Origin of the sequence: Pseudomonas sp. B6(2017) (assembly GCF_002112765.1) — a bacterium.
GTDB lineage: Bacteria > Pseudomonadota > Gammaproteobacteria > Pseudomonadales > Pseudomonadaceae > Aquipseudomonas > Aquipseudomonas piscis.
The window spans coordinates 77,988-102,496 of record NZ_NEIQ01000023.1; the positions used below are offsets into that span (position 1 = coordinate 77,988).

General features: G+C 59.3%; 32 protein-coding genes. 29 read left to right on the top strand and 3 right to left on the bottom strand.

The annotated features are described in order from the left end of the window. Position 1 precedes the first annotated feature (1 nt). Positions 2–382: a hypothetical protein gene (locus CAG11_RS29545; protein ID WP_085599732.1), complete on the bottom strand. Its 381-nt coding sequence runs from the start codon at positions 380–382 to the stop codon at positions 2–4. Between the two features lie 27 nt (positions 383–409). Further along, entirely contained in the window at positions 410–1,132 is a 723-nt protein-coding gene (locus CAG11_RS29550; RefSeq protein ID WP_085599734.1) for a helix-turn-helix transcriptional regulator, read from the bottom strand. 106 nt (positions 1,133–1,238) lie between these two features. Here CAG11_RS29550 and CAG11_RS29555 point away from each other — a divergent pair, with 106 nt between their 5' ends. From CAG11_RS29555 to CAG11_RS29610, 12 genes are all read left to right on the top strand, one after another. Continuing rightward, positions 1,239–1,460 carry a YdaS family helix-turn-helix protein gene (locus tag CAG11_RS29555; protein WP_085599735.1) on the top strand — a complete coding sequence of 74 codons (222 nt, stop codon included), beginning with the start codon at positions 1,239–1,241 and terminating at the stop codon, positions 1,458–1,460. Between the two features lie 96 nt (positions 1,461–1,556). Continuing rightward, positions 1,557–1,970, top strand: coding sequence for a phage regulatory CII family protein (locus CAG11_RS29560; RefSeq protein WP_256578774.1), 414 nt, complete (start codon positions 1,557–1,559; stop codon positions 1,968–1,970). Positions 1,971–2,035: 65 nt separating this feature from the next. Further along, positions 2,036–2,830: a Rha family transcriptional regulator gene (locus CAG11_RS29565; RefSeq protein ID WP_085599806.1), complete on the top strand. Its 795-nt coding sequence runs from the start codon at positions 2,036–2,038 to the stop codon at positions 2,828–2,830. A 37-nt stretch (positions 2,831–2,867) separates the two neighbouring features. Beyond that, entirely contained in the window at positions 2,868–3,800 is a 933-nt protein-coding gene (locus CAG11_RS34270) for a hypothetical protein (protein WP_085599739.1), read from the top strand. Next, on the top strand, positions 3,787–4,605 hold the full coding sequence (locus CAG11_RS29575) for a hypothetical protein (protein WP_085599742.1): 819 nt from the start codon (positions 3,787–3,789) through the stop codon (positions 4,603–4,605). The genes CAG11_RS34270 and CAG11_RS29575 overlap by 14 nt, the downstream gene beginning before the upstream one ends. Continuing rightward, complete coding sequence (locus CAG11_RS29580; protein ID WP_085599744.1) at positions 4,605–5,216, top strand: hypothetical protein; 612 nt, start codon at positions 4,605–4,607, stop codon at positions 5,214–5,216. Before CAG11_RS29575 ends, CAG11_RS29580 begins: the two co-directional genes overlap by 1 nt. A gap of 105 nt (positions 5,217–5,321) precedes the next feature. Continuing rightward, positions 5,322–5,909 (top strand): DUF1367 family protein, encoded by a 588-nt coding sequence (locus CAG11_RS29585; protein WP_085599746.1) that lies wholly within the window; start codon positions 5,322–5,324, stop codon positions 5,907–5,909. Further along, complete coding sequence (locus CAG11_RS29590) at positions 5,906–6,517, top strand: recombination protein NinG (RefSeq protein WP_085599748.1); 612 nt, start codon at positions 5,906–5,908, stop codon at positions 6,515–6,517. Before CAG11_RS29585 ends, CAG11_RS29590 begins: the two co-directional genes overlap by 4 nt. Further along, positions 6,514–7,209 carry a hypothetical protein gene (locus CAG11_RS29595; RefSeq protein ID WP_085599750.1) on the top strand — a complete coding sequence of 232 codons (696 nt, stop codon included), beginning with the start codon at positions 6,514–6,516 and terminating at the stop codon, positions 7,207–7,209. The genes CAG11_RS29590 and CAG11_RS29595 overlap by 4 nt, the downstream gene beginning before the upstream one ends. A 441-nt stretch (positions 7,210–7,650) precedes the next feature. Beyond that, positions 7,651–8,163 (top strand): acyloxyacyl hydrolase, encoded by a 513-nt coding sequence (locus CAG11_RS29600; RefSeq protein ID WP_085599753.1) that lies wholly within the window; start codon positions 7,651–7,653, stop codon positions 8,161–8,163. Between the two features lie 158 nt (positions 8,164–8,321). Beyond that, a complete protein-coding gene (locus CAG11_RS29605; protein ID WP_085599755.1) occupies positions 8,322–8,651 on the top strand; it encodes an MFS transporter in 330 nt (109 codons plus the stop codon). Further along, the gene (locus CAG11_RS29610; RefSeq protein WP_085599757.1) at positions 8,648–8,995 is read left to right on the top strand and encodes a hypothetical protein; all 348 of its coding nucleotides are present in this window, start codon (positions 8,648–8,650) and stop codon (positions 8,993–8,995) included. Before CAG11_RS29605 ends, CAG11_RS29610 begins: the two co-directional genes overlap by 4 nt. Before the next feature lie 19 nt (positions 8,996–9,014). Here the strand turns inward: CAG11_RS29610 and CAG11_RS29615 are convergent, their stop codons facing one another. Further along, positions 9,015–9,545 (bottom strand): GNAT family N-acetyltransferase, encoded by a 531-nt coding sequence (locus CAG11_RS29615; protein ID WP_085599808.1) that lies wholly within the window; start codon positions 9,543–9,545, stop codon positions 9,015–9,017. Between the two features lie 83 nt (positions 9,546–9,628). Here CAG11_RS29615 and CAG11_RS29620 point away from each other — a divergent pair, with 83 nt between their 5' ends. The 17 genes from CAG11_RS29620 to CAG11_RS29700 all read left to right on the top strand — a co-directional run bounded on the left by CAG11_RS29620 (position 9,629) and on the right by CAG11_RS29700 (position 24,509). Then, positions 9,629–10,228: a hypothetical protein gene (locus CAG11_RS29620; RefSeq protein WP_085599759.1), complete on the top strand. Its 600-nt coding sequence runs from the start codon at positions 9,629–9,631 to the stop codon at positions 10,226–10,228. A 3-nt stretch (positions 10,229–10,231) separates the two neighbouring features. Next, positions 10,232–11,719, top strand: coding sequence for a terminase (locus CAG11_RS29625; RefSeq protein WP_085599761.1), 1,488 nt, complete (start codon positions 10,232–10,234; stop codon positions 11,717–11,719). Continuing rightward, on the top strand, positions 11,716–13,134 hold the full coding sequence (locus CAG11_RS29630) for a DUF4055 domain-containing protein (RefSeq protein WP_085599763.1): 1,419 nt from the start codon (positions 11,716–11,718) through the stop codon (positions 13,132–13,134). The genes CAG11_RS29625 and CAG11_RS29630 overlap by 4 nt, the downstream gene beginning before the upstream one ends. Continuing rightward, the gene (locus CAG11_RS29635) at positions 13,109–14,200 is read left to right on the top strand and encodes a minor capsid protein (protein ID WP_085599810.1); all 1,092 of its coding nucleotides are present in this window, start codon (positions 13,109–13,111) and stop codon (positions 14,198–14,200) included. The genes CAG11_RS29630 and CAG11_RS29635 overlap by 26 nt, the downstream gene beginning before the upstream one ends. 117 nt (positions 14,201–14,317) lie before the next feature. Further along, entirely contained in the window at positions 14,318–15,082 is a 765-nt protein-coding gene (locus tag CAG11_RS29640) for a hypothetical protein (protein ID WP_085599765.1), read from the top strand. 12 nt (positions 15,083–15,094) lie between these two features. After that, a complete protein-coding gene (locus tag CAG11_RS29645) occupies positions 15,095–16,057 on the top strand; it encodes a major capsid protein (protein ID WP_053152060.1) in 963 nt (320 codons plus the stop codon). Positions 16,058–16,103: 46 nt separating this feature from the next. Beyond that, complete coding sequence (locus CAG11_RS29650) at positions 16,104–16,694, top strand: hypothetical protein (protein ID WP_085599812.1); 591 nt, start codon at positions 16,104–16,106, stop codon at positions 16,692–16,694. 59 nt (positions 16,695–16,753) lie between these two features. Beyond that, entirely contained in the window at positions 16,754–17,257 is a 504-nt protein-coding gene (locus CAG11_RS29655) for a DnaT-like ssDNA-binding protein (protein WP_085599767.1), read from the top strand. 2 nt (positions 17,258–17,259) lie between these two features. Continuing rightward, the gene (locus CAG11_RS29660) at positions 17,260–17,631 is read left to right on the top strand and encodes a hypothetical protein (RefSeq protein WP_053138268.1); all 372 of its coding nucleotides are present in this window, start codon (positions 17,260–17,262) and stop codon (positions 17,629–17,631) included. After that, positions 17,628–18,281, top strand: a complete 654-nt coding sequence (locus CAG11_RS29665) for a hypothetical protein (protein ID WP_085599769.1) — start codon at positions 17,628–17,630, stop codon at positions 18,279–18,281. Before CAG11_RS29660 ends, CAG11_RS29665 begins: the two co-directional genes overlap by 4 nt. Beyond that, positions 18,278–18,694, top strand: a complete 417-nt coding sequence (locus CAG11_RS29670) for a phage tail terminator-like protein (protein WP_085599771.1) — start codon at positions 18,278–18,280, stop codon at positions 18,692–18,694. The genes CAG11_RS29665 and CAG11_RS29670 overlap by 4 nt, the downstream gene beginning before the upstream one ends. Before the next feature lie 73 nt (positions 18,695–18,767). Then, positions 18,768–19,421 carry a phage tail protein gene (locus CAG11_RS29675; protein WP_085599772.1) on the top strand — a complete coding sequence of 218 codons (654 nt, stop codon included), beginning with the start codon at positions 18,768–18,770 and terminating at the stop codon, positions 19,419–19,421. Positions 19,422–19,424: 3 nt separating this feature from the next. Beyond that, positions 19,425–19,805: a phage tail assembly chaperone gene (locus CAG11_RS29680; protein ID WP_085599774.1), complete on the top strand. Its 381-nt coding sequence runs from the start codon at positions 19,425–19,427 to the stop codon at positions 19,803–19,805. A gap of 62 nt (positions 19,806–19,867) precedes the next feature. Next, positions 19,868–20,122 (top strand): DUF1799 domain-containing protein, encoded by a 255-nt coding sequence (locus CAG11_RS29685; RefSeq protein ID WP_085599776.1) that lies wholly within the window; start codon positions 19,868–19,870, stop codon positions 20,120–20,122. Continuing rightward, the gene (locus tag CAG11_RS29690) at positions 20,119–23,412 is read left to right on the top strand and encodes a phage tail tape measure protein (protein WP_085599778.1); all 3,294 of its coding nucleotides are present in this window, start codon (positions 20,119–20,121) and stop codon (positions 23,410–23,412) included. Before CAG11_RS29685 ends, CAG11_RS29690 begins: the two co-directional genes overlap by 4 nt. Next, positions 23,412–23,750, top strand: a complete 339-nt coding sequence (locus CAG11_RS29695) for a phage tail protein (RefSeq protein WP_053138299.1) — start codon at positions 23,412–23,414, stop codon at positions 23,748–23,750. Before CAG11_RS29690 ends, CAG11_RS29695 begins: the two co-directional genes overlap by 1 nt. Positions 23,751–23,759: 9 nt before the next feature. After that, a complete protein-coding gene (locus CAG11_RS29700; RefSeq protein WP_085599780.1) occupies positions 23,760–24,509 on the top strand; it encodes a phage minor tail protein L in 750 nt (249 codons plus the stop codon).

The following is a 24,509-nucleotide window of genomic DNA, read 5'->3' on the forward strand; positions in this document are numbered from 1 at the left end:
ATCACTCTGTACGCATGCCAGCAGTGCTTCCGTACTTCTGGCCGTGCACCTGTGTCATTCGTCTACACGCATCTCGCATCACTCTTCGGGTATCGAGACCGGCGAGCTCGTCGTCCACATCCTTCCAGCACAGATCAATTGCTTGGCGGGAGAGATCCTCTTCGGACGGCTCCAGCGATCCAGTGCTGACGCTTTTCGTGATGAGGGCATACACCCCCATTACAACCACAAGCCAGAAAAGCGCGATTTTCTGCGTTGATCTTGCCTTGTCAGCCTTTGATTTTGGCGGTCTTTCTGGGTCTGATCCGCAGTGCTTGCACTTAAGTGCATCTAGCTTGATCTGTTCCGCGCAATGCGGGCATTTCCGTTCGCCTGCCTCCATCGCTCCCTCCCTGAAACATAAAAAACTTTACCGGGCGTACATGCCCCACCAGAAAACGTGCCCCAGGATGCCGATCTGCTCATCCTGCATCTGCTGGAAGCTGTAGTCCTCGTCCGGGTGATCGTCGCGATTGAAGCTTCGTAGCCTGATGCCCGATGGAAGCCTGAACACCTGCTTAACGCGCATCTGGCCGTTGTGATTGATCGCGTAGAGGTCGCCGTCAACGATGTCGCCCAGGCTTGTCTTGCCAAGATTTATGCCCACGGTCGCGCCATCGCGCAAAACTGGGGTCATGCTGTTGCCTCTGACTGTCACGCACTTGGCGTTGCTGAACTGGACGCCGTTTTCGCGAAGGTTCTTTTTGCGGAAGCGCAGGGTCTCGCCTTCGTCTTCTTGAATGACAAAGCGGCCTGACCCTGCGGCCAGTTCGACCTCACGGAGAAAAGGAACCTCAACTTCATCATCGTCGAGCGGCGTTTTCTCGTCCCAGCCTGAGATGGGCTGAAGTGAACTGGCATTTGAATCTGGCGCTGCTCGGACCGCTTCGTTGAGGTCGCCACCTATTAAATAGCCCATCGACGTCCCAAGCACCTCGGCCAGGTCGCCCAGCTTGCTATTTCGCGGCGTAGAAACACCAGCCTCCCACTTCTGGACAGCCTGTGGACTCAGCCCCAAGCGGCGGGCCAGTTCCGACTGGCTAAGGCCTGCCGACTCTCTTTTCTGCGCAATGCGCTCACCGATATTTTTCATCACCGAATCATACAAACAACGGTTGTAGATGTAATTGCGAATTTAAGTTGTAGATAAATGCACGCATGGGTTAACCTTGGGTTGTAGCTGTAACTTTGAGGTGCGTATGACGCAATCAGCAATCCAGAAGGCCGCGAAAGCCGCCGGCGGTCAATCCGCCTTAGCTCGGTCACTGAAGGTCACGCCGCAAGCAGTGCAGAAGATGTGCGCAACCGGGCGCGTTCCTGCTGAGCGAGTGCTGGAAATAGAGAAATTAACCGGGGTTCATCGCTCCGAGCTTCGGCCTGATCTTTACCCGCCAAGGGTGAAAAGACCGCAGGTCGCGTAAGCAACATCCCTGCCCGCCACTCCATTGAGCAAATGATCGCCTCTGCATCTGCAGGGCTCCACGTAAAGAATTTCGAGGTGTTACATGCAGGAGTTAATGAAGGCGATCTATGACGTGGTCGACGACCACGGGACTAAGAAAATTGCCGAGGGCGCTGACTTCAAATCTAGGACACTTCTTTCGCAGAAAGCCAACCCGGACTACGACACTCATCGCATGAATGTCGAGGAACTGCACCGGATCATGAAGTTCACTAAGGACTTTCGCCCCCTCAAAGCCTGGGCGGAAGCGTTCGGCTTCGACCTAGTGCCAAAGGAGAAACCGGAAGGGATCAATCTCAACGCTGCGCTTTTGCGGCTGCATGCCGACCTGGCCGACGTTACCCGACTTGCGTTCGACGCACAGGCCGATGGGCGCGTCTGCTCAGTCGAGAAAACGAGCCTGCTCAAGGAGGCTGAGGAGGTAATCGTCAGCCTGGAGGTATTCAAGCAGTCCGTGAAGGCAGCTTGATTTTCGAGCACAAAAAAGCCGGGATTGCGGCCCGGCTGATTCATTACCACTTGATGAGGCCGATTATGCAGAGCCAACCCCATTCCAGCAATACCCCTACTAATATCGCGCCACGTTTTCAGAATTCGCAAAACGTGGCGCGGACTATGTCGTCTGTCGAGATCGCCGAACTGACCGGAAAGCTGCACAAGAACGTGTTGGCTGATATCCGCTCGATGCTCGCTGAGCTTGAAATCGACTCGGCTGATTTTTCAGCCCAGTACAAGGACAGCACCGGGCGCTTCCTGCCGTGCTTCAACCTCAACCGAGAGATGACCGACACGCTACTGACCGGCTACAGCGCCAAGATGCGTCTAGCTGTTGTTCGCCGCTGGCGCGAGCTTGAAGCCACCACTTCCCAGCCACGCGAGCTTTCTCGCATGGATCTGATTCAGATGGCCTTTGAGGCAGAGCAGGCCCGACTTCAGCTGACCATCCAGGTCGAGGCCCAGGCCACCAAGATCCACTCCCTGGAAAATCTGTTCAAGGAAGGCATGACCCACACCCAATTCTGCAAGGGCCTCAATGGGGTCAACGTTATGCAGGTGGGCAAATACCTGGAGAGCCGTAACTGGCTCTACAACGAGAGCAAGTCTGGCCTGCGCCTTCGTGTGGCTTCCTATGCCCGCGACAAGTACATGACCGAGCATCAGCACGAAGTCACTCCCCACGGCAAAGAAGCCTTCATTTCCTTCACGCCAGTCTTGCTCAAGAAGGGCGCGGTGCGCCTGTACGACCTGTATCTGGCCGGCGAGCTGCCTATGAAAAAGACCTGGGACGGCCTGTTTACTCACGACAAGGCTCTTCGAGGTGCTGCTTGAAGCTTGGTAGCCGTCAATTCGGGTCGAAGGTGATGTCATGACCTTCCAAGAACTGCTTGATCGTCCTATCGCATTCCAGCGCGCGTTCGTGACTCTGGGTGTGGGCATCACAGGGGCCCTGATGCTGTCCCAAGCCATCTATTGGTCAAATCGTACCGATGACCAGGACGGCTGGTTCTACAAGACCATGGAGGAGTGGGAGGCCGAGACGGGCATGACGCGTTCGGAGCAGGAGAGTGCGCGCAAGAAGTTGGTCAAGGTTGGGGCGCTGCAGGAGATGAAAAAGGGCGTCCCGTGCCGTCTGTTTTACCGGGTCAACATCGAAGCCATTCGCGCAAACTTGTCTGCGGAAAACCCGCAATCCAGTTTGCAGGAATCCTGCAAACAAGGATGCAGCAAGCCCGCAAGCAAGCGTGCTAGAAAGCCGCAGGCTATTACAGAGACTACAGCAGAGATTACCCCAGAGATTACGGCAGATACTTTGCCGCCCAGCTCTGGCGAGCCGGCTGCATCCGGCGGGTTGGTGGTACTTGACCGCATCGAAGTGCCCCGAGTCGAAATTCCCGCCGACATGCCGGGCCCGAAAGACCAGACCTGCAAAACCTTCAAGGTCTGGGCGAACTACGCCATGGCCTACCGCAAGCGCTACAGCACCTGGCCGGTGTGGAACGCTAAGGTCGGTGGCCAGCTCGGGCAGCTCGTCGACCGCCTCGGCGCCGACGTTGCCCACCATGTTGCCGCTCATTTCCTGAAAACCAGCGACGCCGCCGTTCTGCGCAAGTGCCACAGCCTCAACGAGCTGTTGGCCAACGCCGAGAGCTACCACACCCAGTGGGTGACCGGTCAGCGCATCAACGGGACGACTGCCCGCCAGATGGAGCGCACTGAGGCAAACCTTTCCGCTGCTGAGCAGGCCGCTCAATTGGTCCTGGCCAGGCGCCAGTCGGGAGAGCGCAATGAATACCTTTGAAATGAACGACGCTCAGGTCGCCGGGCTGTCGTCTGCGATCGTTGCTACTGCTGAGGCAATGGGGCAGGAAATGAACCCGGGTACCGCGGCGATGATGGCCGAAGACCTGTGCGCTTACCCGGTGCCTGTGGTCAAGGCAGCGCTGAAGGCCTGCCGCTTCGAGGTGAAGGGCAAGCTGGCCATGGCTGACATTCTGCAGCGCGTCCAGATCGCCGACGGTCGCCCAGGCAAGGACGAGGCATGGGGAATCGCCATGGCAGGCTTTGACGAGCGTGAGACCGTGGTACTGACCGATGAGATGAGTGTGGCGATGAACTCGGCCGCTGCAACCTTCCTGGCTGGTGACAAGGTTGGAGCTCGGATGGCCTTCATGAGTGCATACGAGCGCTTGGTGGCTCAGGCCCGTGCGGAGGCCAAGCCGGTTAACTGGGAGGTATCCATTGGGGTTGATCCGAGCGGCCGCACCCAGGCCATCGAGCGCGCAGTGCATTTGCAACTACTGCCCCAGGATCGCGCAGCCTTGTATCTGGCTGATTTGCGTACCACGCCGATCACCGAGGACGGCCAGGCCATTGCTGGCCTGCTCACCGGCGAGGTTCGAGCTCAGGCAAGCCCCAAGGTGCGGGAGAAGATCGCCGAGGTGCGCTGCATCCTCGAGGCATCGAAAGCCAAGAAGGACCGCGAGCGCGCCAAGGAAGCCCAGTTTGATCGGGTCGACACGTATCTGCGCAAGCGGAGGGCGCGCATCGCTATTGCTCAGTTGAACATCAAGCGCGCCGGGCAGACGGCCGGGGAGGAGGTGTGATGACCATCGACAAAGAGAAGCTGAAGGCGTTGGCCGAGCGCGCCATTGCCAACAACCATCCTGGTGGCGGCGGCAACCCTTTCCCTGCTCTTGCCGTTCGCGCAGTCGATGTCCTGACCCTGCTCGCGGAGATCGAGCGGCTGGAAGTCGACAACGGCAGCATCCGCGGCAGCACCAAGCGCATGGGCGAGGACGCATCCAGGGCGCAGAAGCAGGCCCGCAAGACTCAGCGCGAGATCGACCAGCTCAAAGCCGAGAACGAGTCTCTGACTGCAAAAATCGAGTGCTTCGACGAAGGCATGCGCGCCATTGCTTCGACTCTTGGCGCTGGTGGCTACAACGCTGAATACCTCAGCGCAGCCGATCTTGTGGAAAAGGTACGCTGGGGAGTTGATCACCTCTGCGATGTGCATGAGCGCCGGCTGGGGGATGCCAAGGCTGAGAACGAGGCGCAGCGCAAGGATGCAGAGCGGTACCGGTGGCTTCGCGATCGATGCGGGATTGTTGAGTACAAGGCGATTGCCGGATCTATCGGACCTGGAATGCTGCCGTCGGGTGAGAAGCTGGAGATGGCCATCGATGCGGTCATAAGCAAGGGGGAGCAGTCATGAGCTCCAGCCTCCTGCTGCGTACAGACTTCCGCAAGGCTTACGAGCGGTGGAGGCTGGTACTGCGGATATTAGTTTCCTGCAATTTCTCTTTCAAGGAGGTCAGCCATGGCTGAACTCGCTCTTATTCGCACCGCCCAGGGCCTGGTACCGGCCACTGAGGCTGACCGCGAAGCTATCCAGTGCTGGAAGGCTGGGCAGGTCATCCACGGCAAGTTCACCAAGATGAGGAACGCCCGGTTCCACGGCAAGTTCTTCGCGATGCTGGATCTGGCCTGGGAGTACTGGGAGCCTGTCGGGGGCCTGATCCCGCGCCAGGAGATGCGCGGCATCCGTGGCTTGGCCAAGTTCTTCGAAGCGCAGAACGGCAGGCCAGGACAGCTATCGAATGCGGTTGATGCCTACATCGCTGGGCTCGAGCAGGCCCGCGCCGAACGCTTCCCCTCAGTCGACAAGTCCCGCGAAGCCTTTCGTGAGTGGGTGACCATCGAGGCCGGCCACTTCCACCTGGTGCGTACACCCGACGGCGTTCGCAAGGAGGCCAAATCCATCAGCTGGGCGAGCATGGACGATACGCAGTTCGAGCCGCTTTACCGCGACGTCTTCAACGCTTGCTGGCGGCTGGTGTTGTCCGCGCACTTTGAAACCGAAGGCGCCGCCCTGGCAGCAGCTGATCAGATCGGGAGCTTTTCATGAAGCGTACGCCACTGCAGCGCAAAACCCCTCTGGCGTCCGGTGGCCAGCGTCGCAAGCGCTGTCCAGAGTGCCGGATGATGTTCGTACCTGCGCGGAATGGCCAAGTCGTATGCGGAGAGATCAAGTGCGCCATTGCTTATGGGCAGTCGGAGAGGGGGCGCGCAATCGCCGGGAAGGCCTTGGCCGAAGTAGGTCGCCGCGAGATCAAGGTCCGCAAGGAAAAGCTGAAGAGTAGGGCGGACCACCTCCGAGAAGCCCAGTCCGTTTTCAACGAATGGGTGCGCCTGCGCGATGCCCATCTGCCCTGCATCAGCTGCGGACGGCATCACGACGGCCAGTACCACGCCGGCCACTACCGCACTGTCGGCGCGAACCCAGAGATTCGCTTCGAACCCTTGAACGCCTGGAAGCAGTGTGCCCCGTGCAATACACACCTGTCCGGCAACTTGGTGAACTACCGGCTTTCGCTCCTGCAACGAATCGGCGCCGAGAAACTGGCCTGGCTGGAGGGGCCGCATCCAGCACGCAAGTACACCACCGAAGAGATCAAGGCCATCAAGGCCGAATACCGAGAAAAGATCAAAGAACTGAAGAGGGCTGCAGCATGATCTACCCAGGCGTTCTAAGCGCAGTTGTTTCGGCCCTCGCCGCCGAAGCCATCGACAACACCAGCAAGCAGGCATGGCAGAAGTTGTACAACTCTGCCGAAGAGGAGGAGGGCGGCGATCTGGCCACTCTGGTTCGCTCCCGCGGAGCCGAAACCATCGACCGCATCCAGGTGGATTGCTGGGTATCGGCCAGGCTGCATAGTGCGCTTGAGCAGAAACACTGGGACGCGCTGGTGGCGAAGTACAGCACCCACAAGGGGCGCAAGGTTAAAGCCATCTCAGCGTTGCAGGCTCTCATCAACACCCCGGCCCCGAAGCTGTTCCTGTTCAAGGCGACCACTGCCTGGGCTATCCCGCAGTTGAAGGGCGCGCGGCCGAAGGTGGCCACGTCCGTATCCGTCGACATCCCTCTCGATGCACCGGAGTGGCGCCGCGAAGCGGTGGTGAAGGCAGCGCTGGCGGCAGGCCAGGCCAAGGCGAAGAAAGACGAATCCCGATCGGCCGACATGATCGTGCTGAAGGACAGCTTCTACGACATGAATACCTGGGACAACGACGGCACGCCGGAATCGACTCGACGCCGGTGGCGGCAGGATATCGGCAAGGCTGCTGATGTCTTGGTCGACGAGGCTCTGGCGCACGCTGCCGACATTCTGGAGGCAGAAGGTTTGCTGATTGAAAGAGCTGCGTGATTGCCTGTTGACATCAGTGAGCGGATGAGCGAAATTAATCCCATCCTGTCATTCCTGCGCGTGTTGAGGAGTGATCATAAAAAGCCCGGCCATTGAGTCGGGCTTTTTGTTGCCCGGTTGATCCTTGTTTGGCATCATCCGGTCGCCATTCCTCATACCCAGTCCTCCATCCCTCTCTTTTGGGGTCTGGGATGAGGAGTGGACCAGACCCCGCCACTGAGCGGGGTTTCTCGTTTCTGGAGATGATCAAATCTAGGCCCTAACTCCACGCTTTTTTAGTTTTTCCCCAGCGGGTTAGGTAGGAGAAGGGTAAGTAGAATCGGCCAAATCATAAGTTAAAAATGACAGGTGAAAATTTCATTGAACGATTTGATGGCTCAATGCCTCTTAGCCGTCGATGGTTGCTTACACCTCTCATAATCAGTACTTATTGGTCATAAAATGAAGAAAATTCTACTGGGTGCTTTACTGTTTTCCTGCGCGTCCTTTGGTGTGAATGCCGCAGAATTGTCAGGTGCCATTGGTGCCACAAGTCAAGGCGGTCTTACGGCCCGAGTAGGTATGGGGTTCGGCTGGGATAAGAGCTGGTTTGAGTCCAGCACAGGGCGCCTGACGGGCTACTGGGACGCGGGGTATACCTATTGGGAGGCTGGAGACGCTGCCGGTGGCAAACACTCTCTGTCTTTCTCTCCGGTGTTTGTCTACGAGTTCGGTAGCAGCAACGTGAAACCATTCGTTGAGGCAGGTATTGGGGTAGCGGTGTTCTCCGGAACCTCCGCAGGTGACCAAGAGTTCGGTTCGGCGTTTAACTTCGAAGACCGCATCGGTGCTGGCCTGAAGATCGGCGAGACTCAGAAGGTCGGCATTCGTGCCATTCACTACTCCAACGCTGGCATCAAGCAGCCCAACGACGGCATCGAGTCGTACTCGCTGTTCTACAGCCATCAGATCTGAAACAGCAATTTCCCGAAATGCCCGCCTTGTGCGGGTATTTTGTTTCCGGGCCCTGGTTTCTGCTGGGGCTTTTTCGTTTTCGGCTACCCGAACCTATTGCTCCGAGTTGGGAGTGCCAAGGGGATGAGCTATTCACATGCACCCACGGAGTCGAGCGCATGGAGTTTCTATACCGCCTGCTCGACAGGCTTGATACCTGGTTTACCGCAGGGTTGGTTGGCGCGTTCGCCGCGAGCTGGTGGCACCGGGATGACCTGGTGGACCGGAAGGCCTGGGCCATCTTCATTTTCTCGGGTGCTGTCTGCGCCCATTACCTGACTGGACTGGTAAGCGCGTACCTGGGAGTGGTTGAGCCCCGCAGCGTTGCGGGCATCGGTTTTCTGCTCGGCACCTTCGGCGGATCGTTGATCGCTGCCATCACCCGGGCAATCAAAGCTGCTGACCTTTGGGCGTTCATTCGTTCGAAGTTCGGGGGAGGTGGCACATGATCCTGGAACACGTTGCAACGTGGTCGGCTGGCCTGATCGCGCTATGGGCAACCTGGTGCTGTATGAGCGGGAAGGTCCGCGACGGTGTGCTGGGGAAGTTGATCTACGCGACCATCGCCCTGAGCGGCTACGCGCTCCTGGTGCGCAACGAGCGGCTGATCATGTCCCAGTCGGTGGCCGAGGCGACCTTGTACGCCTCCCTGGCCCTTGCTGGCGTTCGGCACGTCTTCATGGTCACGTACTGGCAGCGAGTGAAGGTCTGGCTGTGCCGGGTGCTGGACTGCGAGCACTGCCTTAGTTGTGATAAGGCAGTGGGTGGAATTGATCGCAGAGGCAATAAGTAGCGCGCTATAAACCTTTGCATCACTCAGAGTGACTTGGCTTCTCTATCTTGTACAGCAAGTACTCTTGAGTGCGATTGATGAGTTGTCTCGTGGCGCGATGGGACAGGCGACCCCCGATTTTCTCCATGGCTCGCTGAGACCGGATGTTCTGACTATCAACGTGAAACCAAACGGTATCCACCAGCTGAAATGCGTAAGTCAGCATCAAGTCCTTCAGCTCTTTGTTGGCTCCTCCGCCCCATTTGGCTCGTGCCAGGAAGGTGTACCCGATAGCTACTTCTCGCTTTTCTTCATCGAATTCGTAGAAGCGGGAGGAGCCAATAACCTGATTATTGCTGCGATCTAGAACGACGAGCGCGCATTGTGAAGCAAGTGCTTCCTTGAACCACTCACGGAAAACAGATTCCTGATAGCGCATTGGGCTTGGATGCTGAGCCCAAAGGAGAGGATCGGACGCGACGTTGTATAGCGCCTCGAAGTCAGTAGCCTCTAGCGGGCGCAGTTCTATCGATTCACCAACAATTGATTTTGGTACTGGTAGCGATTGCATCATTTTCCCGCTGGGCTGGAGAGTGGCTTTAATCTCACCAATACCGGCAAGGCGACACTATTTCAAGTATCAGAAGGATTTCCATGACAACCAAGCAACCCGACTGGGAGGCGATCGAACGAGCCTACCGGGCCGGCGCGCTTTCCATCAGAACCATCGCTGAGCGCCAAGGCGTGAGTGACACCGCAATCAGAAAGAAGGCTAAGGCCCTTGGATGGGCGAGAGACCTTTCTGAGCAGGTGCGGAAAGAGGTTCGCAGCAAGCTGGTTCGCGGAGAGGTTCGCAACGACCAAGGCGCGAACCGCGAACGTGATGCAGAAATCATCGAAGAGGCTGCGGAGGAGGGTGCGCAGGTGGTTCGCAGCCACCGCCGTGATATTCGCAAGGCCACGAATATTGCGAACCTCCTAATGGATGACCTGCTCACCACGATCAAACGCCGTGAGGAGATCGAGGATGCTATCGCTGAAGAGACTGCCGATGATGAGAGTGGTTTTCGCCGTAGCTCGATGCTCGCAGCGGTAGCCCTGCCCAGCAACGCCAAAACCCTTTTCCAGCTGTCCTCGGCTATGAAGAACCTCCAGGTGCTCGAGCGTCAGGCATTCGGCCTGGACGAGAAGGAGAAGACGGATGAAGCGGACGAACTGTCCAAGCTGATGGATGAACTATCGAAGGAAGCCTGACCCATGAAGCCCGAGCACCTGAAATTGCTCCGGGATCGGTTCTGGCGGCTGAACAACCTCTACTTCATCACGGACAAGCAGGGTAAGAAGGTCCGCTTCCGTATGACGCAGGAGCAGATCGATTACTTCCAGGGTATGCACACCCGGAACATCATCCTCAAGGCCCGGCAGTTGGGCTTCACCACGCTGGTCTGCATCGTCCAACTGGATGTCGCGCTGTTCGAGGCTGCCAAGTGCGCCCTGATCGCTCACACCCTGAATGACGCCAAGCGCCTCTTCCGGGAAAAGGTGAAGTACGCCTACGACAATCTGCCGAAAGAGATCCGCGCCGCCAACCCTGCGCGTAACGATGCCGCAGGCGAGCTGGTGTTCAGCAAGGGCGGGTCGCTGTACGTCTCGACCTCCTTCCGGGGTGGCACGCTGCGCTACCTGCATGTGTCCGAGTTCGGGAAGATCTGCGCCAAGTTCCCACACAAGGCGCGGGAGATCGTCACCGGTGCTTTCGAGGCAGTGGCCGCCGAGTGCTTCGTCACCATCGAGTCCACGGCTGAGGGCCGGGCCGGGTACTTCTTCGACTACAGCCAGTCTGCCGAGAAGCAGCAACTGGCCGGCGTGCCCCTGGGCCTGCTGGACTGGAAGTTCTTCTTCTTCAGTTGGTGGCGCAATCCGCTGTACTGGCTCGACTCAACCGACGTCGTCATCCCCGACCGGCTGGCCAAGTATTTCGACGAGCTGGCTGCCAAGCACGGCATCGTCACCAACCCAGGCCAGCGCGCCTGGTACAGCGCCAAGGAGAAGACCCTCGGCGACGACATGAAACGGGAGTACCCGTCGATACCGGCTGAAGCCTTCCAGCAGTCGATTGAGGGCGCTTACTACGCCCAGCAGTTCAACAAACTGTACGCCGCTCAGCGTATCGGCTCGATACCAGACAACAAACACTTGCCGGTGATGACCTTCTGGGACATCGGCGTCGGCGACTCCACGGCCATCTGGTTTGTGCGCAAGGTTGGCGAGCAGTATCACGTCATCGACTACTACGAGAACTCAGGCGAGGGCCTGCGGCACTACATGAAGGTGCTGAAGGATAAGGGCTACACCTACTCGGAGCACTGGGGCCCGCACGATATCGATAACCGCGAGTTCGGCAGCGATGCCAAGACCCGCCGAGAGCTGGCCCGTGAGGGCTACGACATCGACGGCGAGAAATACAGTATGACCTTCGAGGTTGTCCCAAAGCTTGGCGTCAACGACGGCATTGAACAAGTTCGGGAGATCCTGTCGAGATGTGTATTCGACGAGGCCAAGTGTGAAGTAGGGATCGGCTGTCTCGAAAACTACCGAAAGGAGTGGGACGACAAGCGCGGCTGCTGGAAAGACAAGCCGCTTCACGACTGGACCTCACACGGTTCTGACGGATTCCGGTACTTCGCTGTGGCGAAGAGCGCCAGGAAGCCAGCCACCTCTATCAAAATGGGATATGCCCGATGAGTAACGATGTCTCCTTCAAGCGGGCGGACTACATTGATGCGCTGGCCCGTTGGGCGACAGTCCGCGACGTCTGTGCAGGTCAGCATCGGGTAGTCGACCGGCTGCCGTACATTAACGCGCACGACAAGTCGCCGGAAAACCAAGACCGGAACCGGGCTTACCGCGAGCGCGCAGTGTTCAAGAACGCCACCGGGCACACCCGAAACGGCTTGCTGGGCCTGGCGTTCCACAAAGATCCGACACTGGCGGTATCGAAGAAGCTGGAGTACCTGCAGGACAACGCCAACGGCTCCGGCGTGAGCATCTACCAGCACTCCCAGGGCACGCTTGAGAAGGTGCTTGAGGCTGGTCGGCATGGCCTCTATGTCGACTACCACCAGGACGATGGCATCGGTGGCCACTCGGTGATCCTGTCCTACTGCGCTGAGGACATCATCAACTGGCGTACCGGGATGGTGAATGGTCACAGTGTGCTGACCCTGGTGGTGCTGCGAGAGGCGCCGGAGGAGGAAGACGGCTTCGGTTTCAAGGTGATTGAGCAGTATCGAGAGCTGGCATTGGAGCCCGATGGCTTCGTCTGTCGGGTCTGGCGGCGATCTGGACCGAAAGGCGGCGGCCCGCTGGCCATTGTTGAGGAGTTCAGGCCTGAAGGCGGCTCCGGGCGCCTCAAAGAGATCCCGTTCACCTTCGTCGGCGCGCAGAACAACGACCCGAGCATTGATGAATCGCCCCTCTACGACATCGCCATGATCAACCTGGGCCACTACCGGAATAGCGCTGACTATGAAGACAGCGTCTTCTGGTGCGGCCAGGCCCAGCCGTGGATCTCAGGTTTGACCGAGCAATGGGTGAAATTACTGGAAGAAAAGGGCGTTTACGTCGGCTCTCGTGCGCCGATGCTCCTGCCGGTTGGCGGTCAGTTTGGTTATGCGCAGCCGGAACCGAACACACTGGTCAAGGAGGCCATGGACGACAAGAACCAGATGATGATCGAGCTGGGCGCTCGCATGGTCGTAGCGTCTCTGTCGTCTAAGACGGCAACCGAGGCTCGCGGCGATCAGTCTGCATCGACTTCGGTCCTTGCCGGGTGTGTGGCCAACGTCAGCGAGGCCTACACCAGGGCGCTCATGTGGTGCTGCGCGTACATGGGCATCACTGACAAGAAGGTCTCCTACCAGGTCAACCAAGAGTTCGTGGAGCTGACAGCGGATCCGCAGATGATCACTGCGCTCGTCGGGCTCTGGCAGAACGGCGGATTCGCGAAGGCTGACCTGCGGGCCTACTTGCGCAAGCTGGGGCTGATCGCTCCTGAACGCACGGACCAGCAGATCGATGGCGAGCTGCAGGAGCAGAGCGATGGCCTGGGCCTGGACGACGAGGACAACCAAAATGGCGGCAAATCAAGCAATCCTTGACGCAACGATCCGGCACGCGGTCTTTCTCGAAAAGCTGAAGGCGGGGGAGGTGGACAAGTTCGCTCCCTTCCTCAAGGAGATTGATCGCTCGATCCGGGATCGGCTCACCCGGTCGGACCTGACCGAGTACAACGTCAAGCGCCTGGAAGCGCTGCTGAAGGAGGTCGATAGCCTGCTGCTGGGCATCTTCGACCGCTACAGCGCGCAACTGAATCTCGACCTAGTGGACATCGCCAACTATGAGGCTGAGTTCGAAGCCAGCAGCATTGCTCGGTCGGCGCCGGTTGGCGTATCGCTGGATGTGGCGGCACCTACTGTTGCTGCGGTTCGCGCCGCAGTACTGACAAATCCACTCAGCGTGCGCGGAACCGGTGGCGGGAAGCTGCTGAAGGCCTTCATCAAGGGGTGGACCACGGCCGAGCGCGAGCGCGTCACAGGCACGATCCGGCAGGGCTTCTTCGAAGGGCAGACGAACTTCCAGATCATCCGCAACATCCGCGGTACCAAGGCGGCTGGCTACAAGGACGGCATCCTGGCCACAACCAGCCGCAATGCCAGCACTGTCGTTCACACCGCGATTCAGCATGTGTCGTCCCAGGCGCGCATGGAGGTGGCCAAGGCCAACACGGACATCGTGTCCGAAGTCGAGATGGTCGCCACGCTGGACAGTAAGACCAGCCAGACCTGCCGATCGATGGATAAGCGGCGGTTTCCGGTCGACTCCGGGCCCAGGCCTCCGTTCCATCCGAACTGTCGGACGACCTTCGTTCTCATCACCAAGCTCAGTGCAGTTTTCGCCAAGGGCGCCACCCGGGCCTCTGTCGGTGATGGTGGACCCCAGCAGGTCAGCGCAAGCCTGGACTACTACCAGTGGCTTCAGCAGCAGCCTGCGGAGTTTCAGGACGTGGCAATTGGGCCTGTTCGGGGCAAGTTGTTCCGCGAGGGCGGATTGACCGTGGAGCGGTTCGCAGAGCTGCAGCTTGATCGCAACTTCGCACCGCTGACCCTGGTGCAGATGAAGAGTTTGGAGCCGCTGGCCTTTGAGCGTGCCGGTATCAATAGATAAATCCGCGCCACAAAAAAGCGAGACACGAAAACGTGGCGCGCAAATCTGGAGCCTCGGTAAAGCCGGGGCTTTTTTATGTCCGCCAGGCGGGCCAATCAATCCCCAGGGGATAGCACCATGCCTTTTGATTTCGATCCGGCCGCCCACGGCCTAAACCTCGATGAAACACAGGTTGCCGCACTGAAAACCGCTCTCGGCGGTGAGGTGCAGAAGTACCTGGATGGCGAGGTGACCGGCCTCAAGTCCAAGAATCAGGAGCTTATCGGCTCCAACAAGACCATCAAGACCGAACTGGACAAGCTGAAAGGTCAGTTCGATGGCCTGGATATCGACGCAGTGAGGGGGCTGCTTACCAAGGCCGGCCAAGATGAAGAAACCAAGCTGCTCACCGAAGGCAAAGTGGACGAGGTTTTCAACCGCCGTACCGAGCGCCTGCGTGTCGACTTCGACAAGCAACTGAAGACGGTCACCGCGCGGGCCGAGAAGGCCGAAGCCTTCGCTGCCAAGTTCCAGGGCAAGGTCCTGGGCGATTCGGTACGCGGTGCGGCACTGAAAGCAGGCGCACTACCAGAAGCAACCGACGACATCATCCTGCGCGCCAAGGGCGTGTTCTCGCTGAACGAAGAGGGCGAAGCGGTCGCCGTTGATGAATCCGGCCAGGTCATCCTCGGCAAAGACGGCAAAACCCCTCTGACCCCGCTCGAATGGGCGGAATCTCTGCGCGAAAGCGCACCTCACCTGTGGCCAAGGGCTTCAGGCACACAAGCCCCGGGCGGGGGTAGCGGCCAGGCTGCATTCAAGCGCTCCGAAATGACTGCTGAGCAGAAGCGCGACTACCAGCGCAAGCACGGCCAAACCGCGTACCTCGCATTGCCCAAGTAAGGGGATTCATCCATGCCAACTACTGTTAACAGCGACCTGATCATCTACAACGATGAGGCGCAAACTGCCTACCTGGAGCGTGTCCAGGACAACCTGGACGTGTTCAACGCATCCTCCAATGGTGCGATCGTCCTCGACAACGAGCTGATCGAGGGCGACTTCCGCAAGCGCGCTTTCTACAAGATCGGCGGCTCGCTGGAACACCGCGACGTCAACTCCACCGGCAAGGTGACCGCCAAGAAGATCGGGGCCGGCGAGGCTGTGGGCGTCAAGGCCCCATGGAAGTACGGCCCGTACCAGACCACCGAAGAGGCGTTCAAGCGTCGTGGTCGTCCGGTTGATGAGTTCTCTCAGATCATTGGCGCCGACGTGGCTGACGCGACCCTGGAAGGTTTCATCCAGTACGCCACTGCTGCGCTTCGGGCTTCGATTGGCTCCAACGCCGGCATGGTGGTCACCGCCAACATCGAAACCGATGGCAAAAAGACTCTGACCCGTGGCATGCGCAAGTTCGGCGACAAGTTCGGCCGCATTGCCTTGTGGGTCATGCACTCCAGCGCCTACTTCGACATCGTCGACGAGGCCATCACCAACAAGATCTACGAAGAAGCCGGCGTTGTGATCTACGGCGGCCTGCCGGGCACTCTCGGTAAGCCGGTACTGGTAACCGACACCGCGCCTGCGGACGTGATCTTCGGTCTGCTGCCGAATGCTGTGGTGATCACCGAGTCCCAGGCCCCGGGCTTCCGCTCGTACCCTGTGAACGATGAAGAGAACCTGGGCATCGGCTACCGCGCCGAGGGCACCGTGAACATCGATGTTCTGGGCTACAGCTGGAAGGAGTCTGCTGGTGGTGCCAACCCAACCCTGGCCGCCGTAGGCTCGGCAGCCAACTGGGCCAAGCACGCGGACAGTAACAAGGTCACCGCCGGCGTGATGATCACGCTGACCCCTACGCCACCGGCCGGTGGTTGATACCTGCCCCTGGAAGCGGTCAGCAATGGCCGCCACGGAGATTTCCATGGAACTGATTTACACGAACCAGCTTGAAGGCTTCGATCCGGACAAGCGCTACCGGACTGCAAGCCTGTTTCGCGGCATCGAGCGTGATGCAACGGCGGTGGTGGTCGTTGGCGACTATCCGGACATTGTCGCTGCCTATGAGGCAGCAGGTGTTGATGTTTCGGTCGTAGAGGCCCGTGCCGTACCTGCCCCAAGCGCCAAGGTGCCTGCATCTGATGAGCTGGCAGACGAAGTTGCAAAGCTGCGAGCTGAAAATGGCGCAGTCATTCTCCTGCTTGATGGTCTGGACGCTGGTGAAATCCAGCGACCCGAGTCTGGCGAGTTGGCGACCCGTCTGTTTGAATCGCTGGGCATCATCCATGCCTCAGTCGGTGAGCTGACAGCTGAGCGTGATGGTTTGCTCCTGACTGTCGACGCACTGCGCGGCGAGGTCGAAGCTCTGAAGAAGACGGTGCCTGCACCGCCAGTTGACGAGGTTGGGGAAATTGCGGCGCTGAAGGCAACGCTTGACGAAGCAAAGGTGCAGTACCGGGCCAACGCGTCCAAAGAATCGCTTGAAAAGCTCATCGCTGAGCTGCCCAAGGCCTGATACTGCTGGCTGCCGGTGACCCGGTGGCCAATCTTCAACCCATTCCAGCGAGTTGACGCATGACACTCATCATCGAGGACGGCACCGGGAAGGCTGACGCCGAAAGCTACGCATCCGCCGAGGATCTCGCCATGTACGCCGTGAAATTCGGCCTCACCATCCCTGTGGAAGTGCCTGCACAAGAAGCGCTTCTTCGCCGGGCCGCCTTGGCAATGGATGGCATGACCTGGAAAGGCCGCAAGACCAGCAGCGAGCAGGCTCTGGCCTGGCCGCGCCGGGAAGTGCTGCTGGATCAGGAGATCAAGCCCAACAACTACCTGCCGGCGCGGATTCAGTACGGCCAGATGGCCCTGGCCGCCGAGATCCATACCGACGACATTGACCCGATTGACCAGCGCCAAGGCGCAGTAATTCGCGAGCGTGTCGAGGGTGCAGTTGATGTTGAATATGCGCCAATCAGCAATACCAGCGGCAGACTTCTACCGGCTGCTCCGGACCGCCCAAGCCGAACCCAGTTCGCCGACTACCTGGCCAAGCGAGGCCTTTTTGCTATGAGGGTATGATCATGAGCGCGTTCTATGACCGCACGGCTGAAACCGCGTTGCGGTTGATTACGCGCTTCGGCCAACCCGTGACCATCCGCGACATCAAGCCCGGCGAGTACGACCCTGAGACAGGATCAGCCGGCCCCGACACCGTCACCGAGCAAACCGCCCAAGGCATCCTGCTCGACTTCACTGGCCTGGAGTTCCAGAACAACAGCCTCATCAAGCAGGGCGACAAGAAGCTCAAGGTCGCCGCGCAGGGGCTGGCCTGGGCGCCGGACCTGCTGAACAAGGTGGTCATTCAGGGCCGGACCTGGTCAATCGTTCCACCGCTGAAAGAGATCAACCCCGCCGGTACGCCGATTCTGTACGAACTGCAGGTGCGGTCATGAACCGGTATGTGGGCAGGAACGGTAGCTTCGCCGAAAACATCCGCCAGTTCGCCGAGCAGGCCCAGGCCGGCATCGACGCAACCTTTCGCGATATCATGATCGAGATCGGCAACAGCGTGATTCGCATGTCACCGGTGGGCAATCCGGAGATCTGGGCGGCGAACGTAACGCATCGACAAGCCAACAAGCGTGCGGCCGACGACTACGACTTCAAAGTCTCGGTACGCAACACGCTGATCAACCTGGACGAAAGCAACTTCACCAAGGCCGGCAAGTTGCGCCGCGGCGTGAAGTACGCCAAGCCCCTGACCAAGACCGAGCGCGACCAAAACTTCAACGTGAACGGTCTGGTCGCTGGAAAGGACTATGTCGGCGGCCGCTTCCGGGGAAACTGGCAGTTCTCGATCGATACGCCGGCTGAGGGTGTGCTGGATCAGATCGACCCATCCGGCAATGTCACCCTGGCGAAGCTGAAGCTTCAGGTTGAGCAACTGACCATCGGGCAAACGGCGTACATCGTGAACAACCTGCCATACGGCATCCCGCTTGAATATGGGCATTCGAAACTGGCTCCCCACGGGATGATCCGGGTGACCTTGTCCCGCTTCCAGCAGATCGTTGATGAAGCCATCAGGAAGCACCAGGCATGAGCCACAATTTAATTGCCACGATCTACGAGGCCAAGTTAATCGCTTGGGCGAAAGCATTGCCGGCGCCACTGAAGGTCATGGTCGAGAACGAGGCCTATACACCTGTTGATGGCGCCACCTATCTGAGGGCGTTCACTTTGCCAGGTGATACCGCGAGCAACACGCTGGCGGGTGACCACAAGCTGTACACCGGAGTGTTCCAGGTCAGCATCGTGACGCCCTCGGGCAAGTACCGCAGTATGGCTGGCGGCCTGGCTGACGAGATCAGCGCACTGTTCCCTCTGTACGAGCGGAACGAGAAGGGCGGCCTGACGGTAGTCACCATGACGCCACCAGATCAGGGCCCAGGCATTCAGGGGGATACGACCTACACGGTGCCTGTGTCATTCCAGTACCGAGCTGATACCAACTGATTCTGCCCATCGGGCAACCCAACGAACCCGCCATCGAGCGGGTTTTGTTATTTCTGCAAAGAGGAAACACCCAATGGGATACAAAATTCCTAACGGCGGCACTTTTAAACACGCTGCCACCTACGAGGCTCCGCTGGCATTTACTGCGATCTCCAATGCAAGTGAGGCTGTGGCCACCGTTGTAGGCGCCGATCTGGATGCTGGAGACATCGTGCTGCTCACCTCCGGTTGGAGCAAGCTGGACAGCAAAGTCGTTCGCGTGAAAGCTGCTACGGCAACCGCGATTACGCTGGAAGGCATTGACACCACTGATACCCAGATTTACCCAGCAGGCACTGGTTCGGGCACCATGAAGAAGGTGCTGACCTGGGTGCTGATTCCACAAGTAACCGATCTGGCTTTCTCCGGCGGGGAGCAGAACTACCTCGACGTGGTGTTCCTCGAGAACGACCAGGGCAAGCAGATCCCTACTGACAAGTCGGCTGCCAGCATGGTCCTGACTATCGCTGATGACCCGGCCCAGCCGTTCAATGCTGTGCTGATGTCGGCCGATGCCGGCAAGCAGGTACATGCTGCACGCCTCGATCTTCCAGGCAATGACACCCTGTTGTACGGGGCTTACACCTCGTTCTCCAAGCAGCCGGCGGTTTCCCGTAACAACCTGCTGACCCGCACCGTCAACCTGGCGCTGCAATCCGAGCCAACCCGCTATCTGACCTCGGTGTAACCCATGGCCAAGTTCTCACTTATCCAGAATCCGACCTTCAAGGCCGACGTGATGGTCCCGCAACTGGGCGGCCAGCCGGTAAAGGTTGGGTTCGTGTTCAAGTACCTCGATAGGGCCGGCCTGGCCGAGCTCTACGCCGAGTGGGGTGAGCGCCACAAGGCGTTGGTCGCGAAGGCTGATGACATGGACCTGATGGCTTTCACCGCTGCCCAGATCGATTTGCAGGTCGACCAGGTCAAGGCTGTGGTGGCTGGCTGGGATTTCAAGGAAGAGTTCAACGACCAGAATGTCCGGCTCCTGGTCTCCTCGATTGTCTCGGTACCCAGCGCTGTGCTGGCGGCCTACTCCGAGGCCTTCAATCAGGCCCGCCTGGGAAACTCCTAAGCGTCGCACGCGCCCTGTATCAGCAGGGGCCATCTACTGAAGAGCTCAAGACCTTTGGCTTCCTGGCGGGTGATCTGACTGGCCAGGACGTTGAGGTGTGGCCGGATGTTTGGCCAGCTTTCCTTGTCTTCGAAGCGATGAGCACTCAATGGCGAGTGGGGGCGTGTGGCGCGACAGGCCTGGACTACGGAGCGCTGCCAAGTGTCATCCGAATGTGTGGCGTGCCAGCCAGCTCCCGGCAAAGCATTTTCAGTGACATCCGGCAGATGGAGGCTGAAGCCCTGGCCGTCATGGCTGAACAGAGAGACAACAAATGAGCACTACCTTCGCTTCGCTTGGCATTGCGGTTGAGTCGTCTCAGGCGGTCAAGGCTGCCGATGACCTGGATAAACTGGTCGACGCGGCCGAAGGGGCAGAGAAGGCCGTCGATGATCTTGGCAAGGCCGGGGAGGGCCTGGCCAGCACCGGCAAGAAAATCAGCCAAGCGGAGGCGGAGGCTGCCCAGGGCATCGACAAGGCCACCAGCGCGAAAGACCGCCAGGTCGACGCCAGCCGTAAGGCTGGTGCAAGCGCAGCAAGCGAAATCGCCATCATCAGCCAGCTCGACAGAGCGATGACCGGCAACATCGACAGCATGGAGAAGTTGGTTCAGGCAGAGGGACTGCTTGAGCGTGCCCGCAAGGGTGGTCTGGTCACCATCGAGCAGCAGGAGGCCTACCAGGAGCGTCTCGGCAAATCCTTCGACAAGATCGAGAAGGCCGAGGCGAAGGAGGCGGCGCAGAAACAGCGCCTAATCGATGCCGAGAACCGGCAGATCGAAGCACTCAAGCGCACGGTCAACAGCATTGACCCGGTGAACGCGAAGCTGGCCAAGCTGGAGGCGCAAGAAAGGGCGGCGAATGAGGCGTTTCAGCGTGGAACGATCAGCGCTGAACGCTACAACGAGGCCCTGGCCAAGATCGGCAAGGACCGAGCTGGTCTGACTGCAACAGAAACTGCATTCGACAAATTGAAGCTCGGCACCCGCCAGGCTCAAGAAAACGTCATGCAGTTGAGCAATGCCCTGCAGTCGGGGGATTGGGGGAGCGGCGTTCGTGCCGTTGCCCAGCTCGGCGCCGAAGCTGGTGCCTCGGCTAAGAGTTTGGCTGCGGCCCTGTTGCCGGCAGGTCTGCTCGCCGGGGTCATTGGTGGTCTCGGGTATGCCTATCTCGACGCCATGAAGCAGGCACGGGAGTTCAACAGCGCTATCAACGGCGGCTCAAACGACGCGGGGCAAAGCATCGCCAGCCTCCAGGCAATGAGCGAGTCGGCCGGGGCTCTCACCGGTAACCTGAGTGGTGCGCGTGAAGCTGTTATCGCACTGGCTTCTGGTGCAGCTACCAGCGGCTTCCAGATGCAGAACCTAGCCCAGGCCGCCGCCGCTATCGGTGAGGTGACTGGTAAAGGGGCAGGGGATATCGCGAAGTCACTGGCCAACGCTGGTGATACCGCGACGGAAGCAGCTTCGAAGATCAGCGATCAATATGGTCTGCTGACCTATGAGCAGTACCAGGTCATCAAGGCCATCGACGAGCAGGGTGACCACCAGCGTGCGCTGGATACTCTCAGTGAAAACCTGAATCAGTCTGCGCAGGAGCGGCTAAAAAACTACCGTGAATCGCTGTCGGACATCGAGCGCGATTGGGATCGGGTGAAGGTCGCCATCAAGGGCGCTTACGCCGAGATTCGATCTGAGATCTTCCCGGACCTGGCCAAGCAAATCGAGATCACCCAGCGGGTGCTGGATACCCGCAAGGGAGGCGGTGTCGCAGGCGCTGTATCGAATGGCCTGAGCTCGCTTAACTCCTTTCTTGGGCTGGCTGACGGGGAGAACGACGACTCCACGCCTGCGCTGGAAGCAAAGCTCGCTGCACTGAAGGCGCGGCAGGCGGCCAGCCAGAGTAATGCGGTAGCAACTGGCGAGGAAACCCGGGCGAATAAGGAGCTCATTGCGGTCCAGAAGGAACTGGACAAGCAGATGGAGAATTTGAACCCGCTCGCCAAGCGGCAGGAGGCTTACAAAAAGCTCGACGATCAGTTCACGACGCTTTTCCGGAGGAGCGAAGAGACAGGGAAAAAGGTTTCGCTATTGGATGGGGTTCAGTACGACGGTAAGAAGTTTTCCGGCGGAGCCTACGACAAGTTGCGAAAGGCGATCGACGAGCAGAAAAAGGACCCCAAATCTGCCGCCGGCGCGGTAGACCTGACGGCCTTCAACAATTCGAAAAACAACCTCACCGGCATCCTGTCCGAGTACAAAAACGCCCAGAAGGAGCTGGACGCAGCACAGAAGGCCGGGCTGGTTTCCCAGGCCGACTATCTGCTCAAGCGTGAGGCCTTGATCGGCAATGAACGGGACGAGGTCACAGCGGCCTATGAGGCAGAGATTGCGGCACTTGAGGCTGCCAAGGGCAAGGCCAGTACCTCAGCGGCCCAGCGCATCCAGTTGGACCAGAAGATCGCCGATGCCCGCGCCGCCATGGTCAAGGCTCAGCGAGACGCTGACACCGAGCTGAGCGTGCTGGCCAAGAACGAAGAAGGCCGGCTGAAGAAGCAGGAACTGGCGGTCAAGACCTACACCAACGCCCTGCAGCAGCAAGTCGAAACCTTGCGCGAGCAGGGCCTGCGCGCTGCCGCGGGCCTTGGCCAGGGTGATCGCCAGCGGGATCTGACCAACCAACAGAACGCGATCGACGACCGCATCAACCAGCAGAAGCTGGACCTGGCCAACCAGTACGGCAATGGCTCCCGGGGCATGAGCCTTGATGAGTACACGCAAAAGCTACAGGCGCTGGAAGCCACCCAGCAGAAGCTGCACGACACCGTGGTCAGCAACTACGACGAGATGACGGCCGCCCAGGGCGACTGGACGAATGGAGCTTCTTCCGCCTGGCAGAACTACCTGGAGTCAGCGCGGGATGTTGCCGGCCAAACCAAGAGCCTATTCACCAACGCCTTCGGCTCCATGGAAGACGCGATCGTGCAGTTTGCCACCACGGGGAAGTTCTCGTTTGCGGACTTCACGAAATCGATTCTGGCCGACATGGCTCGGATCGCAGCACGGCAGGCGGCATCTTCTGCGCTCAGCTCGTTGTTCGGCATGGCGGCATCTGCTGCAGGCTCGTACTTCGGCGGCGGTGCTACCGGAGCTACTCAGGCTGGGTACACCGGTAGCGGGTTCTCGTCGTGGGTTGCCGGGCAGCGTGCTACTGGCGGCCCTGTTGCCGCGAACTCGCTGTACGAGGTCAACGAACGCGGCCCCGAGCTGTACAGCCAGGGCGGTCGGTCGTTCCTGATGACCGGTGCCAACGGCGGTAGCGTCACTCCGCTGACTTCTGGGGCGCCTGCTGGCGCCGCTGGTGCCCAGGGCGGCGGCAATACCTACAACTTCCCTGTATCGGTGTCAGTCCAGACCTCCGGCGATGGAGGAGCCGCTACGGCACCACAGGACGCCGCCCAGATTGGGAAGAGCATCCAGCAAGCAGCCAAGACCGAAGCGGAAACAGCCATTAATCGGGCGCTACAGCCTGGCGGATCCATCTGGCGACTCACCAATGGGAGGGCGTGATGGCGATAGAGACCTTCACCTGGCCAACGCAGAACGGGGATTCCCCTACCATCGAATATCGAACTCGATCAACCCAGTTTGGGGGCGGGTACAAGCAGGTGGTGGGGGACGGCCCCAACAATAAGCAAGACTCCTATCCGATCACCTATACCGGCTCGAAGTCGAAGGTAGCCGACATCATGGCCTTCTTCGACCGGCACGCCGGCGCGAAAGCCTTTCTGTGGACTACACCCCTGGGCCAGCTGGGCCTGTTCACCTGCAAGAATCCCACGCCGGTTCCTGTGGGCGGAGGCGTGTTCAAACTCACGGCCACTTTCGAGCGGGCCTTTCACCCCTAAGGGAATCCCATGTCTCTGATTCGTGATATCCAGACTCTCGAGCCTGGCAGCGAGGTATTGCTGTTCGAACTCGACGGAACGGACTATGGCGCCGATATCCTTCGCTTCCATGGGCACGCTATACCGCACACGCCTGCGGAACTGATCGCCGCCGGCGCTGCAGCGGATGAGCTGCCCGCCAAGTCGATTTGGTGGCAGGGCAACGAGTACGGTGCCTGGCCCATGCAGATCGAGGGCATTGAGGCGAACGGCGATGGTACTGCTGTTCGGCCGAAGCTCTCCGTCGGCAACGTCAACGGTCGTATCACGGCCTTGTGCTTGGCGTTCGACGATCTGCTGGAGTTCAAGCTGACCATGCGCAACACCTTGGGCCAGTTCCTGGACGCCGCAAATTTCGAGGGCGGAAATCCTCAGGCCGACCCTACCCAGGAAGCCATAGAGGTCTGGTACATCGACCAGAAGACGAACGAGGACGGGGAGTCGGTGACCTGGGAGCTTGCCAGTCCTGGTGATGTGGGCTCGGAGTCAATTGGCCGCCAGATGACCACGCTTTGCCACTGGGCTTTGACCGCCGGGTACCGGGGCCCGAACTGTGGGTGGACCGGAGGCTACTTCGACATGGACGGCAACCCCACCGATGATCCTGAAAAAGACCAGTGCAATGGGCTGCTTTCGACCGGCTGCAAATGCAGGTTTGGCGAAGGAAATGCCTTGCCATTCGGGGGGTATCCCGCTGTCTCCTTGATCGCGAGGAGCTGA

What these genes read in the sequence shown, in the direction of transcription:
- CAG11_RS29545 (WP_085599732.1), bottom strand. Translation starts at nt 382, where the DNA reads ATGGAGGCAGGCGAACGGAAATGCCCGCATTGCGCGGAACAGATCAAG.
- CAG11_RS29550 (WP_085599734.1), bottom strand. Translation starts at nt 1,132, where the DNA reads ATGAAAAATATCGGTGAGCGCATTGCGCAGAAAAGAGAGTCGGCAGGC.
- CAG11_RS29555 (WP_085599735.1), top strand. Translation starts at nt 1,239, where the DNA reads ATGACGCAATCAGCAATCCAGAAGGCCGCGAAAGCCGCCGGCGGTCAA.
- CAG11_RS29560 (WP_256578774.1), top strand. Translation starts at nt 1,557, where the DNA reads ATGAAGGCGATCTATGACGTGGTCGACGACCACGGGACTAAGAAAATT.
- CAG11_RS29565 (WP_085599806.1), top strand. Translation starts at nt 2,036, where the DNA reads ATGCAGAGCCAACCCCATTCCAGCAATACCCCTACTAATATCGCGCCA.
- CAG11_RS34270 (WP_085599739.1), top strand. Translation starts at nt 2,868, where the DNA reads ATGACCTTCCAAGAACTGCTTGATCGTCCTATCGCATTCCAGCGCGCG.
- CAG11_RS29575 (WP_085599742.1), top strand. Translation starts at nt 3,787, where the DNA reads ATGAATACCTTTGAAATGAACGACGCTCAGGTCGCCGGGCTGTCGTCT.
- CAG11_RS29580 (WP_085599744.1), top strand. Translation starts at nt 4,605, where the DNA reads ATGACCATCGACAAAGAGAAGCTGAAGGCGTTGGCCGAGCGCGCCATT.
- CAG11_RS29585 (WP_085599746.1), top strand. Translation starts at nt 5,322, where the DNA reads ATGGCTGAACTCGCTCTTATTCGCACCGCCCAGGGCCTGGTACCGGCC.
- CAG11_RS29590 (WP_085599748.1), top strand. Translation starts at nt 5,906, where the DNA reads ATGAAGCGTACGCCACTGCAGCGCAAAACCCCTCTGGCGTCCGGTGGC.
- CAG11_RS29595 (WP_085599750.1), top strand. Translation starts at nt 6,514, where the DNA reads ATGATCTACCCAGGCGTTCTAAGCGCAGTTGTTTCGGCCCTCGCCGCC.
- CAG11_RS29600 (WP_085599753.1), top strand. Translation starts at nt 7,651, where the DNA reads ATGAAGAAAATTCTACTGGGTGCTTTACTGTTTTCCTGCGCGTCCTTT.
- CAG11_RS29605 (WP_085599755.1), top strand. Translation starts at nt 8,322, where the DNA reads ATGGAGTTTCTATACCGCCTGCTCGACAGGCTTGATACCTGGTTTACC.
- CAG11_RS29610 (WP_085599757.1), top strand. Translation starts at nt 8,648, where the DNA reads ATGATCCTGGAACACGTTGCAACGTGGTCGGCTGGCCTGATCGCGCTA.
- CAG11_RS29615 (WP_085599808.1), bottom strand. Translation starts at nt 9,545, where the DNA reads ATGCAATCGCTACCAGTACCAAAATCAATTGTTGGTGAATCGATAGAA.
- CAG11_RS29620 (WP_085599759.1), top strand. Translation starts at nt 9,629, where the DNA reads ATGACAACCAAGCAACCCGACTGGGAGGCGATCGAACGAGCCTACCGG.
- CAG11_RS29625 (WP_085599761.1), top strand. Translation starts at nt 10,232, where the DNA reads ATGAAGCCCGAGCACCTGAAATTGCTCCGGGATCGGTTCTGGCGGCTG.
- CAG11_RS29630 (WP_085599763.1), top strand. Translation starts at nt 11,716, where the DNA reads ATGAGTAACGATGTCTCCTTCAAGCGGGCGGACTACATTGATGCGCTG.
- CAG11_RS29635 (WP_085599810.1), top strand. Translation starts at nt 13,109, where the DNA reads ATGGCGGCAAATCAAGCAATCCTTGACGCAACGATCCGGCACGCGGTC.
- CAG11_RS29640 (WP_085599765.1), top strand. Translation starts at nt 14,318, where the DNA reads ATGCCTTTTGATTTCGATCCGGCCGCCCACGGCCTAAACCTCGATGAA.
- CAG11_RS29645 (WP_053152060.1), top strand. Translation starts at nt 15,095, where the DNA reads ATGCCAACTACTGTTAACAGCGACCTGATCATCTACAACGATGAGGCG.
- CAG11_RS29650 (WP_085599812.1), top strand. Translation starts at nt 16,104, where the DNA reads ATGGAACTGATTTACACGAACCAGCTTGAAGGCTTCGATCCGGACAAG.
- CAG11_RS29655 (WP_085599767.1), top strand. Translation starts at nt 16,754, where the DNA reads ATGACACTCATCATCGAGGACGGCACCGGGAAGGCTGACGCCGAAAGC.
- CAG11_RS29660 (WP_053138268.1), top strand. Translation starts at nt 17,260, where the DNA reads ATGAGCGCGTTCTATGACCGCACGGCTGAAACCGCGTTGCGGTTGATT.
- CAG11_RS29665 (WP_085599769.1), top strand. Translation starts at nt 17,628, where the DNA reads ATGAACCGGTATGTGGGCAGGAACGGTAGCTTCGCCGAAAACATCCGC.
- CAG11_RS29670 (WP_085599771.1), top strand. Translation starts at nt 18,278, where the DNA reads ATGAGCCACAATTTAATTGCCACGATCTACGAGGCCAAGTTAATCGCT.
- CAG11_RS29675 (WP_085599772.1), top strand. Translation starts at nt 18,768, where the DNA reads ATGGGATACAAAATTCCTAACGGCGGCACTTTTAAACACGCTGCCACC.
- CAG11_RS29680 (WP_085599774.1), top strand. Translation starts at nt 19,425, where the DNA reads ATGGCCAAGTTCTCACTTATCCAGAATCCGACCTTCAAGGCCGACGTG.
- CAG11_RS29690 (WP_085599778.1), top strand. Translation starts at nt 20,119, where the DNA reads ATGAGCACTACCTTCGCTTCGCTTGGCATTGCGGTTGAGTCGTCTCAG.
- CAG11_RS29695 (WP_053138299.1), top strand. Translation starts at nt 23,412, where the DNA reads ATGGCGATAGAGACCTTCACCTGGCCAACGCAGAACGGGGATTCCCCT.
- CAG11_RS29700 (WP_085599780.1), top strand. Translation starts at nt 23,760, where the DNA reads ATGTCTCTGATTCGTGATATCCAGACTCTCGAGCCTGGCAGCGAGGTA.